The sequence below is a fragment of the Pseudonocardia sp. McavD-2-B genome (assembly GCF_024124365.1).
Taxonomy (GTDB): Bacteria; Actinomycetota; Actinomycetes; order Mycobacteriales; family Pseudonocardiaceae; genus Pseudonocardia; species Pseudonocardia alni.
The window spans coordinates 1-12,080 of record NZ_JAMXSG010000179.1 but is presented as its reverse complement, the minus strand read 5'-3'; the positions used below and the strand labels follow the sequence as shown (position 1 = coordinate 12,080).

The 12,080-nt window shown below is 75.7% G+C and carries 11 protein-coding genes and 1 pseudogene; 4 read left to right on the top strand and 8 right to left on the bottom strand.

Annotated elements, in window-relative coordinates; all coding sequences use genetic code 11:
• Positions 1–322: pseudogene (locus NH602_RS20970) on the bottom strand (molecular chaperone Hsp90); the annotation flags it as partial.
• On the bottom strand, positions 319–1,152 hold the full coding sequence (locus NH602_RS20965) for a DUF3027 domain-containing protein (RefSeq protein ID WP_308292867.1): 834 nt from the start codon (positions 1,150–1,152) through the stop codon (positions 319–321). The gene NH602_RS20965 and the pseudogene NH602_RS20970, both read right to left, overlap by 4 nt.
• Positions 1,153–1,191: 39 nt before the next feature.
• On the opposite strand from NH602_RS20965, the gene NH602_RS20960 reads away from it, so the two are divergent.
• The 3 genes from NH602_RS20960 to NH602_RS20950 all read left to right on the top strand — a co-directional run bounded on the left by NH602_RS20960 (position 1,192) and on the right by NH602_RS20950 (position 4,148).
• Complete coding sequence (locus tag NH602_RS20960) at positions 1,192–2,004, top strand: glutaminyl-peptide cyclotransferase (RefSeq protein WP_253068699.1); 813 nt, start codon at positions 1,192–1,194, stop codon at positions 2,002–2,004.
• Positions 2,005–2,080: 76 nt separating this feature from the next.
• Positions 2,081–3,595 carry an MFS transporter gene (locus NH602_RS20955; protein WP_253068698.1) on the top strand — a complete coding sequence of 505 codons (1,515 nt, stop codon included), beginning with the start codon at positions 2,081–2,083 and terminating at the stop codon, positions 3,593–3,595.
• 43 nt (positions 3,596–3,638) lie between these two features.
• Positions 3,639–4,148 (top strand): DUF2771 family protein, encoded by a 510-nt coding sequence (locus NH602_RS20950; RefSeq protein WP_073576595.1) that lies wholly within the window; start codon positions 3,639–3,641, stop codon positions 4,146–4,148.
• A gap of 19 nt (positions 4,149–4,167) precedes the next feature.
• Here NH602_RS20950 and NH602_RS20945 read toward each other — a convergent pair whose 3' ends face one another.
• The 4 genes from NH602_RS20945 to NH602_RS20930 form a co-directional block, all read right to left on the bottom strand.
• Entirely contained in the window at positions 4,168–5,091 is a 924-nt protein-coding gene (locus tag NH602_RS20945; protein WP_237454151.1) for an MsnO8 family LLM class oxidoreductase, read from the bottom strand.
• Between the two features lie 153 nt (positions 5,092–5,244).
• Positions 5,245–5,631: a cold-shock protein gene (locus NH602_RS20940; RefSeq protein WP_062398128.1), complete on the bottom strand. Its 387-nt coding sequence runs from the start codon at positions 5,629–5,631 to the stop codon at positions 5,245–5,247.
• 105 nt (positions 5,632–5,736) lie between these two features.
• A complete protein-coding gene (locus NH602_RS20935; RefSeq protein ID WP_253068697.1) occupies positions 5,737–7,401 on the bottom strand; it encodes an AMP-binding protein in 1,665 nt (554 codons plus the stop codon).
• 79 nt (positions 7,402–7,480) lie between these two features.
• On the bottom strand, positions 7,481–9,112 hold the full coding sequence (locus tag NH602_RS20930) for a phosphatidylserine/phosphatidylglycerophosphate/cardiolipin synthase family protein (protein ID WP_179761750.1): 1,632 nt from the start codon (positions 9,110–9,112) through the stop codon (positions 7,481–7,483).
• Between the two features lie 47 nt (positions 9,113–9,159).
• Here NH602_RS20930 and NH602_RS20925 point away from each other — a divergent pair, with 47 nt between their 5' ends.
• The gene (locus tag NH602_RS20925) at positions 9,160–10,023 is read left to right on the top strand and encodes a hypothetical protein (protein ID WP_253068696.1); all 864 of its coding nucleotides are present in this window, start codon (positions 9,160–9,162) and stop codon (positions 10,021–10,023) included.
• Here the strand turns inward: NH602_RS20925 and NH602_RS20920 are convergent.
• Together NH602_RS20920 and NH602_RS20915 are read right to left on the bottom strand one after the other, a co-directional pair.
• Positions 10,020–11,201, bottom strand: coding sequence for a S8 family peptidase (locus NH602_RS20920; RefSeq protein ID WP_253068700.1), 1,182 nt, complete (start codon positions 11,199–11,201; stop codon positions 10,020–10,022). The two genes, NH602_RS20925 and NH602_RS20920, sit on opposite strands and share 4 nt — an antisense overlap.
• 184 nt (positions 11,202–11,385) lie before the next feature.
• Positions 11,386–12,080: TOBE domain-containing protein (locus NH602_RS20915; RefSeq protein WP_253068695.1), on the bottom strand; the 695-nt coding region annotated here is incomplete at its 5' end.

Sequence of the window (12,080 nt, the reverse complement as noted above, 5' to 3'; positions counted from 1 at the left end):
GCTTGGCCGAGGCCCGCAGCGCGGCGAGCGCGGCGACCCCGGCGGCGTCGAGCGGGGCACCGGTGTTGGCGACGCGCAGCTCTCCGTCCACCACGACGGCCCGGACCCGGCCGGGCAGGTCCGCGGCGAGCGCGGCGTCGGCGGCGTTCTGGAGCAGCTCGGCGACCCAGGTGTCGGCGTACCCGCCGCGGCGCAGGTCGTCCTCGGCGTTGACGTCCTCACGGAACCGGGTCGGCGACGACGACCAGGCCGCCAGGACCCCGTCCCGCAGCGCCGCCGTGCCGAACGGGTCGGTGCCGTCCGCGACGCCGGGAGGGCTCAGGACCCGACCGGCTCGAGGTCGACGCCGTCGTCGTAGACCAGGGCCGAGACGTGGACCGGGGAGCCGGGCTGCTCGGCGACCGAGGAGTGCGCGCCGCAGCCGAAGCCGACGGCGACGACCTGGGCGTCGGCCGGGGAGGAGCCGTTCGCGCAGACCCCGAACACGCCCTGCAGCGACCCGGCGAGCGGCACCAGGAACCCGCAGGTCCCGCAGGACGCGGGGGCGGACCGGGCGAGGTCGGCGGCCGGGCCGCGCTCCCCGTCCTGCCAGCGCTCGGCGGCGGCGATGCGGCCCTCGAACGACAGCACCCGCTCGCGGCCGAGGCCGACCTCGCGGGCCAGCGCGTCGACGGCCGGGTCCCCGGAGTCGACGTAGCCCGGTACCAGGCGGGGGTCGTCGGCCGGGGTGGGCAGCAGGTCGCCGGGCTTGAGGTCACCGGGGCGCACGCGCTGGTCCCACGGCACCCAGTCGGGCGCGACGAGCGCGGTCGAGCCGGGCAGCAGCACCGACTCCGAGACCGTCACCGGCCCGTCACCGGCCGCGGCGGCGACGGTGACCGCCCACCGCCAGCCGCGGTAGCCGGGCAGGTGTGCGGCGAAGGAATGGGTGACCGAGCCGTCGTCCTCGGCGGTCGTGCCCAGGTGCGCGCCGACGGCGGCCACGGCCGCCTCGTCACCCAGCTCGTCGGCCGCCTCCTCGACGGCCGCGGCCCGCGCCTCGTCCACCGCGTCGAACAGGTGGGACGGCGCGGGTGTCACCCGGGGCTGCGGCGTCTCCGCCCGCTCGTCACCGGAGTCGCCGACCTCGACACCCACCTCACCAGTGCTCACCTCACCAGTGTGCCACCCGTGCCCGGGCATCCTGGGCGGGTGCCCGCCCGAGCGCTGCTCCGCCGCCCCTCCGTGACGGGGCTGCTCCCCCTCCTGCTGGCCCTGGCGGCCTGCGGGGCCGCGGCCCCGGCGACGGGGCTGCCCGCCCCGGGCCCCGTTCCGGTGGTCCGTCCGCAGGTCCTCGCCGAGGTCCCGCACGACCCGCAGGCGTTCACCCAGGGCCTGGAGCTGCGCGACGGGACCCTCTACGAGGGGACCGGCCGGGTGGGGCGCTCGCAGCTGCGCGCGCTGGACCCGGCGACGGGCGCGGTGCGGGCGGCGAGCCCGCTGCCGCCGGCGTACTTCGGGGAGGGCATCACCGTCGTCGGGGACCGGATCTGGCAGCTGACCTGGCAGGACGGGGTGGCGGTCGAGTGGGACCGGGCGACGCTGCGGCCGCTGCGCGAGGTGCCCGTCGACGGCGAGGGCTGGGGGCTGTGCCTGCTGGGCGACCGCGTGGTGCGCTCGGACGGCACCGACCGGCTGTTCTTCCACGACCCGGCCGACCTGGCGGGGACCGGCTCGGTGGCCGTCACCCTGGACGGCGCCCCGGTGAGCCGGCTCAACGAGCTGGAGTGCGTCGGTGACCGGGTGTGGGCCAACGTCTGGCAGACCGACGACCTGGTGCGGATCGACCCGTCGACCGGGGTGGTCGACGCCGTCGTCGACGCGACCGGGCTGCTGCCGGCCGGGCAGCGGGCCGGGGCCGACGTGCTCAACGGCATCGCCCACGTCGACGGCGACGAGTACCTGCTCACCGGAAAGCTGTGGCCGGCGACGTTCCGGGTGCGGCTCCCGGTGCCCCCGGCCTGACCGGCGCTGCGCCGGGCGGGTGACACCACCCGGCGGGATCGCCGGAACCGTCGGTGCCCGCCTGCACAATGACCGCGTGGCACCGAACCCGTTCCGCAGCCGCCGCCGGGCGGCCGGGTCGAGACGTGGCCCGGCCCCGCGCACCACCCCGATCACCACCCCGATCGCCTCGGACCCGGCGCTGCGCCGTGCGCGCTCCGCCGGTGCCGCCACCGACGAGCTGCCCCGCCCCGGCCCGGCCACAGTCCCCCGCAGGCTGACGGTCACCCGGGTCGCCGTGCACCGCACCCGCGAGCTGGGCGGGCGCGCGGTCGCGCTGTTCCGGCGCGCCGCGACCGCCGACGGCGCCGACCGGTCCGGGCTGACGGCGCTCACCTACGCCACGATGCTGACCTACGCGCTCGACGCGGCGGTCGCCGTCGCGCTGGCGAACACCTTGTTCTTCGCGGCGGCGACGGCGGAGTCCACCGCGAACGTGGCGCTCTACCTGGCGATCACCGTCGCGCCGTTCGCGCTGGTGGCGCCGGTGATCGGTCCCGCGCTGGACCGGTTGCAGCGGGGCAGGCGGATCGCGATGGCGGTGTCCTGTGCCGGCCGCGCGGTGCTCGCCGTGGTGCTCGTGTTCCACCTCGACGACTGGCTGCTCTACCCGGCCGCGCTGGGGATCATGGTGCTGTCCAAGTCGTTCCTGGTGCTCAAGGCGGCCGTGACCCCGCGGGTGCTGCCGTCGACGATCACCCTGGCGACGACGAACTCCCGGCTCACGACGTTCGGGATGGCCGCGGGCGGGGTCGCCGGGGCCGTCGCGGGCGGGGCGGCGCTGGCCGTCGGCGGGGCCGGGCCGTTGTGGTGGACGGCGGTGCTCGGCGTCGCCGGTGCCGTGCTCTGCCTGCGGATCCCCCGCCGGGTCGAGTCCACCGCGGGCGAGGTGACCGCGGCGGTGCCCGCCACCCGGCCGGGCAAGCGCCGGTCCCGCGCCCCCGCGACGCGGGCGGTGCTCGTCGCGCTGTGGGGCACGAGCACGGTGCGGGTGCTGACCGGGTTCCTCACGCTGTTCGTCGCGTTCGTGGTGAAGGCCGGGGCCGAGCAGTCCCCCGACGGCGATCCCGCCGGCCAGCTGGTGGTGATCGGGATGGTCGGCGCGGCCGCCGGCGTCGGGCTGTTCGCCGGCAACGCGGTGGGGGCACGCAGCCGCTTCTCCCGGGTCGAGCCGGTGGTGCTCGCGGCGGCCGCGGCGGCCGTGCTCGCCGCGGCGGCGGTGGCGCTGCTGCCGGGCGTCCCGACGGCGGTGGTCGCGGCCCTGGTCGCGTCGACGGCGAGCGCGCTGGCGAAGGTCTGCCTCGACGCGGTGGTGCAGCGCGACCTGCCCGAGGACGCGCGGGCGTCCGCGTTCGGGCGGTCGGAGACGGTCCTGCAGCTGGCCTGGGTGCTGGGCGGCGCGATCGGGGTGCTCGCCCCGCACGACACCTTCCGGACCGGGTTCGTGATCGTGACCGGGGTGGTGGCGGTGTTCGCACTGCAGGCCGCGCTGGTGCGCCGCGGCACCTCGCTGGTGCCCGGCCTGGGGCCGCGCCCGGCCGTCGCCCGCTGAGGGCCCACCCGCGCGCCGGGCCCGGATCCGTACGCTGGTCGGCGTGATCACCCGCCCCCGACCGCGCCCCCGCCGGTCCGCCGGCGTGCTGGCCGGGACCCTGGCCGCGGCCGCCCTCGTCCTCGCCGGGTGCGGCGGCGAGGCCCCGACGGTGACGTTCGACGTCGGCGGCACCTCGCTGACCGCCGCGCCCACCCAGTTCTGCGACACCAGCCTGCAGAACTGCCAGGACGCCCCGAACGCCCGGGTGACCGCGCAGGTCCCGCCCGGGACGGAGGTCCGCATCACGGTGCCCGAGGAGGTCTCCTCCGCGCCCTGGCAGGTCGCCTACGCGTTCACCCGAGGCACCGACCCGACCCCGGTCCAGCAGCGCAGCGCGATCGCCGCGCCGGACACCCGCACCGACTTCACGCTGTCCCTGCCCGAGCCGGGCGACCGGCTCGTGACCGCGCAGGTGCAGGTGTTCGGGGCGCCGCCGTCGATCGACCCGGCGAGCACCGACATCCAGTTCCCGGTCCGGGCGACCTGGGTGCTGGTCGGCGAGCAGGGCTGAGCGGGCGCGACCCGGGATCTCAGCGGCCCGCGCCGAGCAGCCGGGCCAGCGCGGCGTCGGAGTCGGCCTGCGCGTGGCGGTCGTGGGTCGAGGAGAACACCAGCAGCTCGTCGGCGCCGGTGCGGGCCACGAGGTCGTCGAGCCGCTCGGCGACGGTGTCGGGGTCGCCGGCGATCGCGTTCGCCAGCGCCCGGTCCACGGTCTCGCGCTGGCGCCGGGTCGTCACGCGGTGCGGGTCCGGCGGCTCCAGCGGCGGGAACTCCCCGGTGGTGCGGGCCGCGGCGTGCGCCCACGCCTCGGACAGCGCCAGCTGCGGGTCCCCGACGAGCACGTCGGCGGACACCACCAGGTGCGCCGCGTCCCCGGCCCGCTCGCGGTAGTCCGCCAGCGCCGCCGGGTCGTCGAGTACCGGGCCGCCGACGACGGCCGGCAGCCCCAGGTCCCCGGCCAGCCGCAGTCCCGCGCCGGTGGCGAGCAGGAACAGGGGGACGGCGTGCTCCAGCCGCGGCCGGGCCGTCACCGGGCCGCTGCCGTCGAGGAAGGAGCGGAGCTCGTCGAGGGCGGCACGGAACTGCGCGTCGTCGGCCCCGCCGGCGCGCAGGGCGCGGCGGACCGGCTCGGTGAACCCGGGCGAGCGGCCGATACCCAGGTCGATCCGCCCGGGGTGCAGCGCCTCCAGCAGCGCCACCTGCTCCGCGACGACGAGCGGCTGGTGGTTGGGCAACATGATCCCGCCCGAACCGACCCGGATCCGCGAGGTCGCCGCGCCCACCGCGGCCATCAGGACCGGCGGGCTGCCCGACGCGATCCCGGGCACGGCGTGGTGCTCGGCCACCCAGAACCGGTGGTAGCCGAGCTGCTCGGCGCGGACGGCCCGCGCCACCGTGCCACGGACCGCGGCGGCGTCGGGCTCCCCGGCCCGCGTCCGCGAGCGGTCCAACATCGACAGGCGCACACCCGTGCCAACACCGCCCGAACCCGCCACCATTCCGCCGCTCGTGCGGCACCCCGCGACACCCCGCGGCGCCCCACGCACGCGTCGCCACGCACCGTGCCGGGTCGCCACGTACGCCCGCGGGGGCGGCGGGACGGCGGGTCAGCCGTCCAGGTCGCGGGCGACGGCCCGCACGACCTCGGCGGCCAGCTTGCAGGTCTTGCGGTCCGGGTAGCGCCCGTGCCGCAACGCCGGCTGGATCTTGTTCTCCAGCAGACCCATCATGTCCTCGATCAGACCGTGCAGCTCCTCGGCGGGGCGGCGCGCGTTCTCCACCGCGGACGCCTGCTTCTCGACGATGCGCACGGAGAGCGCCTGCGGCCCGCGACGGCCCTCGGCCATCCCGAACTCGACCCGCTGGCCGGACTTGAGCGCCTCCACGCCGGACGGCAGCGCCGCCTTGCGCACGTAGACGTCCTCACCGCCGTCCTGGGAGAGGAAGCCGAAGCCCTTCTCCGCGTCGTACCACTTCACCCTGCCGGTGGGCACCGTCGTCCTCGATTCCTGCTTGCTGTGTTGCTGCGTGCACGACAAACGCGCCCGGGCTCGCCGGACGCGCCGTCACCGATGGTACGCCTGGGACCCGTCCGGGGGTCAGGCGTTTCGGACGTTCGCCGCACCCTCCAGGTCCAGCAGCCCGACCGACTTCTCCCGCATCTCGACCTTGCGGACCTTGCCGGTGACCGTCATCGGGAACTCGTCGACGACGAGCACGTAGCGCGGGATCTTGTAGTGCGCCAGCTTCCCGGTGGCGAACTCGCGCAGCGTGTCGGCGGTCAGGGGCGCGGCGCCCTCGCGCAGCACCACCCAGGCGCAGAGCTCCTCGCCGTAGCGCTCGTCGGGGACACCGATGACCTGGGCGTCGACGACGTCGGGGTGGGTGTAGAGGAACTCCTCGATCTCGCGCGGGTACACGTTCTCGCCGCCGCGGATGACCATGTCCTTGATCCGGCCGGTGATGTTGAGGTAGCCCTCGTCGTCCATCACGGCGAGGTCGCCGGTGTGCATCCAGCGGGCGCGGTCGATGACCTCGGCGGTCTTCTCCGGCTGCTCCCAGTAGCCCAGCATCACCGAGTAGCCGCGGGTGCACAGCTCGCCCGGCTCGCCGCGCGGCAGCGTCCGGCCGGTCTCCGGGTCGACGACCTTGACCTCCAGGTGCGGGTGCACCCGCCCGACCGTGGACACCCGGCGCTCGACGGAGTCGTCGGCGCGGGTCTGGGTGGACACCGGGCTGGTCTCGGTCATGCCGTAGGCGATGGTCACCTCGGTCATGCCCATCCGGTCGACGACCTGCTTCATCACCTCGACCGGGCACGGCGAGCCGGCCATGATCCCGGTGCGCAGGCTGGACAGGTCGTAGTCGCCGAAGCCGGGGTCGTTCAGCTCGGCGATGAACATCGTCGGCACCCCGTAGAGCGAGGTGCAGCGCTCCTGCTGCACGGCGTGCAGGGTCGCCTTCGGGTCGAAGCCCTGCGCCGGGATGACCATCGTCGCGCCGCTGGTGGAGCAGGCGAGGTTGCCCATGACCATGCCGAAGCAGTGGTAGAAGGGCACCGGGATGCAGACCCGGTCGGCCTCGGTGTACCCGCAGGTCCGGCCGACGTAGTAGCCGTTGTTGAGGATGTTGTGGTGCGACAGCGTCGCGCCCTTCGGGAACCCGGTCGTCCCGGACGTGTACTGGATGTTGATCGGGTCGTCGGCCGTCAGCGACGCCTGCACCTGCGCCAGCTCGTCGCGGCGGGAGGCGTCGCCCGCGGCCAGCGCGTCCCACTCGGGGGAGCCGGTGATCACGACGCGCTGCAGGGCGGGGCAGTTCGCCCGGACCTCGGCGATCATCTTCTCGTAGTCGGAGGTCTTGAACGACGACGCCGACACCAGCGTCGAGATCCCGGCCTGCTTGAGCACGAACTCCAGCTCGTGGGTCCGGTAGGACGGGTTGATGTTGACCAGGACGACGCCGATCTTGGCCGTCGCGAACTGGGTCAGCGTCCACTCCGCGGTGTTCGGCGACCAGATACCGACCCGGTCCCCCACGGTGAGACCGGCGGCGAGCAGCCCGGTGGCCAGGTCGTCGACGGCGTTCTGCAGCTCGCGGTAGGTCCAGCGGCGTCCGGTCTGCACCTCGACGAGCGCGTCGTTGTCGGGGACGCGGGCGACGGTGCGGTCGAGGTCGTCACCGATGGTGTCGCCGAGCAACGGCGTGTCCGAGGTCCCGGACGCGTAGGACGGGACGGCGGGGGTTGCGGCGGCTGAGGTCACGACGTCGTACTCCTCGGGCGGTTCGGTGCGGGTCGTCACATCCTCGCCCCCGGACGACGCGGTTGCCAACACCCGTCGGTCAGGACGAGGACAGGCGCCGCCGCCCCGAGTCGGCGACCTTCGCCGCCCCGCGCCGCGCCCCGTGGGCCGCGCGGCGCAACGGCCGCGGCGACGGCTCGGGCCACGGACCGACCGGCACCAGCACCCGTTCGGCCGGGGCGAACCCGGCGGGGTAGCCGGGCACCCGCCAGGTCCCGGCCGGTGCATCCGGTGGCAGCCATTCCGGGCGCCACATGCCCAGCGCGAGGTCCAGATCGGCCAGCCGGGGCGCGAGCTCGTCGGTCAGCTCGGTGCGCAGGTGCTCGGCCCACAGCCGTACCCGCAGGTCGCGCACCTGGTCGCCGGTGGTGACGAACGCCGTCGAGAGCTCGGTGTCGGTGCCGCGCATCGAGCGGGAGAAGAAGTTGGCCGACCCGATGGAGGCGAAGACGTCGTCGACCAGCGCCAGCTTGGTGTGGACGGTGAGGTCCTCGATCCGGTGCATGATCACGTTGCCGCGGTCGCCCGGGTCGAGCTGGTCGATCACGCCACGCTGGACGTCGCCGGTGACGCGGCGGCGGAACTTGTTCACCCCGGCGTCGACCGGGTCCTTGCGCCCCGAGCACACGAGCACGACCTTCACCCCGCGGGCGGCGGCGTCGCGCAGCAACCCGTAGAGCCGGAACGCCCGGCGGCCGCCCGGGACCTCGAAGAAGTACTGGTCCTCCAGGTAGACGTAGCGGCGCGCACCGCGGATCGCGGTGGACAGCGTGTGGAAGACCTCCTGGGTGCCGTTGCGGGGCAGCACCGTCCAGTGCCGCCGGTAGAGCATCCCGAAGTGGTCGATCTTCCACGGCCGCAGCGAGCGCAGCACCTGCACCGCGGTGCCCGGGGCGGACCGCGGCGGGGCGGGCGGCGACGGCGGCAGGTCGTGCCGGAACGGCTCGGGGTTCATCGGCTCCCAGTCGGTGGGGGTGACCATGAACCGGCGCGGCGGCAGCGTCGCGGCCTCGGTCCACCGGCCCCGGTACACCTCCCACACCCGGGCCGCGCCGGGCCCGTGCAGCGCGGCGGCGCCGTCGTGCCAGCCCCAGCGCTCCTCGCCGATCGAGAGCCGGTCGTGCGGCTCGGCATCGAACCGGTTGGCCGACAGGTCCAGCCCGCCGACGAACGCGGTCAGCTCCCCGCCGACGTGGGCGAGCACCACCTTCTGGTGGTGGCAGCCGATGCCCGAGCCGGACCAGTCCAGCAGCACCCGCCCGGCGAGCTGCGGGCGGCGGCGCAGCTCCAGCGCGGCGAACGCGTTGGCCCGGAACGGGCCGATCGCCACGCCGGGCACCGATCCGGAGAACAGCGCCGCGGTGAGCAGCACCCGCACGTCCACGCCGGCGTCGACCAGACGGGCGAAACGGTCGGCGAGGGCCTCGTAGCCGTCCTCGTCCGGGTCGAGACCGTTCAGATCCATGTCCGGTTCCAGGTTCAGGCCGGTGACCAGCACCGTGTCCCCCGGCCCGGCCCGGTCGAACAGCGCGCGCAGCCGGGCGAAGTAGTCGACGCCGTCGACGATCGGCTCCCACCCGGTGTCCTCGACGAACGTGGGGCAGTCCGGGGTGGCGGGGGCCAGGTAGCGACGGGTCAGCGACGCCAGGTCGGCGGGCGGGGAGCCGGGCATGCCCGGACGCTATCCGGCGCGTCGGGGGTCGCGCCTACTCTGCGGGCATGGCACGTCCGGGAACGCTGGACCGGGTCTCCGCGGCCGTCGCGGCGGCGGGCGCGGTGGTGGTCGGCGGCTGGTTCGTCGTGACCGGGGTGCAGATCGAGATGGTGGGGGCGCCGGGCCGGGGACCACTGGACCGTGCGTTCCCGTTCCTGCTGGCCGCGACCGCGGTCGCGGTGTTCGGGCTGATGGCGTGGCGCTCGTGGCGGGCGGCGGACCGCGCGGACGCGGCCGCACCCCCGGTCCCGGCGCCGGTGGTGCTGCCGACGCCGCTGCCCGGGGCGCCGACGACCCCGGCGTCACCCGTCGCGGTGCGGGTCGTCCCGGACCTGTCGGCCGAGGGCCGGGACCGGCTGGCGCACACGGTCGCGGTACTCGAGCGCGCGGGGGTGCTGCCGTCCGGCGTCGTCGAGCCCGATGCGCTGGCCGGCGGGGTCGCCGACCACGGCGAGCCGGTCACGACCGGGGCCGTGCTCGGCGCGCTGGGCGAGGCCGGACCGGACGGCTGGGACGCGTTGCTGGCCCTCCTCCCGACCTGGGCCGAGCAGGACCCCGCCGAGCACGCCGCCGCGCTCGACCGGCTCGCCGGCCCGGACCACCGGGTCGCCGTCGCCGGAGCGTCGGTCGAGGTGGACGGCACGGTCGTCGCGGTCGTGACCACCGGCCACCCGAAGGCCCTCGACCCCGGCCCGCTCGCCGCCGCCGCCCGTGCCCTGCGCGACCGCGGCGCGCCTCGGATCGCCTGGCTGTGGACCGACCAGGTGCTGTGGCTCGCGACGCCGTCGGTGTCGCCCGCCGAGCTGAACGACCTGCTCGACCAGCCCGTGTACGAGCTGTGGGAGTGGGCCGACGAGGCCCGGGCCTAGAGCCCGCCGGTCTGCAGCAGCCGGTTCGGGGTACCGCCGGTGCCGCCGCCGTCGATCTTCCCCGGCACCGCGTTGTCGACGATCCACTTCTTGACGGTGGTGGCCGGCGCGTCGCCGCGGGTCTGCTTGTACAGCGCCGCCACCCCGGCCGCGAAGGGCGCGGCCATCGAGGTCCCGCTGTAGGAGGCGGTGCCGCCCCCGGGGACCGGCGCGACGATCCGGGTGCCCGGCGCGTAGAGCGAGACGCAACGACCGGTCGAGGAGTTCGACGAGCGCTTGTCGTCGATCGTCGAGTTCGCGACGACCAGCACGTCACCGATCGCTCGGGGCAGCGCGGTGCAGTCGTCGCCGCCGGTGTTGCCGGCCGACGAGGCCGCGAACACCCCGGAGTCGATCATGCGCTGCACGGCCTGCTGGAGCATCGGCGAGCCGCCGTAGCTCCACGACATCACCGCGACCGCGGGACCGCGCTTGTTCTTCGTCACCCAGTCCAGACCGGAGATCAGCGACGACAGCGTCCCGGTGCCGTTGCAGTCGAGCACCTTCACGGCGCGCACGGTCGCGCCCGGGGCCACGCCGTAGTCCTTCGACGCGGCGATCCCGGCGACGACGGTGCCGTGCCCGTCGCAGTCGGTGTCGGTCCGGTCGATCGTGTTGAGCTCGAGCCCGGCCCGGCCGCCGAACTGCGGGTGGCTCGCGTCGACGCCGGTGTCGAGGACGAACACGTCCACCCCGGCGCCGGTCGCGGTGTGCCGGTACTGCCCGTCCAGCGGCAGGTTCGGCTGGTCGATGCGGTCGAGCCCCCAGTTGCCCGGCGCCTGCTCGGCACCCGCGGGCGGGCCGACCGGCGCGTCCTGGTGGGCGGCCTGCGGGTCGAGCGGGGAGATCGTGCGGTCCTCCTCCACCCCGACGACGCCGGGCCGGTCGCGCAGCTCGGTCGCCTGGGCGGGGGTGAGGTCCGCGGCGAAGCCGTGCACCACGCTGTCGAAGGTGACCTTCGGCTCGACGCCGACGGACTCCGCGGCGGCCCGCGTCTGCCCGTCGGTCGCCGTCTGCACCAGGTACCCGGCAGGTGCCGACGGCGCCGTCTCGGCGGCGGACGCCGTCGGCGCGAGAGGAACACCGAGCGCGACCGCCAGGACACCGGCAGTGACCAGACGAGCGGCGCGGGGACGCATGGATCTCACGGACAGCGACGCTATGCGCCTGTGACGCCTGGTGCGAGAGACACGATGGTGGCCCGGGTGACACCTGGGACCACCCGGGTGACGGAGCGTTTCGGTACCGGCGGTGCCGGGGACGCCTGCCGTCCGGGGCCCGGCAGGGCTCCGAGCTGCACGATCAGCGGATCGGCCGTGGCCCTCAGGCGTGCCGGCCGTGCACGGCGACCTCGGTCGCCTTCACCGCGAACCACACCTCGTGACCGGGTTCGACACCCAGTTCGGCGACGGCGGCCGGGGTGACGTCGGCGGCCAGCCCGGACACCCAGTCCGGCCCCCCGGCGACGGGTGCGGCCCGCAGCCGCACGGTGTCCCCGCGCGGCTCCAGCGCGGCGATCCGGACCGGGACGACGTTGCGCGGGCTGCCCTCGGGCCTGCTCGCGTGCACCGCGACCGCGGACGGCGGGAACACCGCGACGGCGGGCTCCCCCTCGGCGACCTCGACGACCCGGCCCCGGATCTCGGTCCCGTCCGCGGTACGCACCCCGGAGCCCTCGGCCACGCCCGGCACCAGGTCCAGACCGGCGATGCGGGCAGAGAACGCGCTCCGCGGCCGGGCCAGGACGTCCCGGGCGGGGCCGGACTCGACGATCCGGCCCCGGTCCAGCACGACGACGCGGTCGGCGAGCACGAGCGCGTCGAGCGCGTCGTGGGTGACCAGCAGGGCGGTCTGCTTGCCGTCGGCGATGACCCGGCGCAGCAGGGTGCGCATCGCGGGGGTGGCGTCGACGTCGAGGGCGGCGAGCGGCTCGTCGAGCAGCAGCAGCCCCGGCCCGGGGGCCAGCGCGCGGGCCAGCGCGACCCGCTGCTGCTGTCCGCCGGACAGCTGCGCGGGGC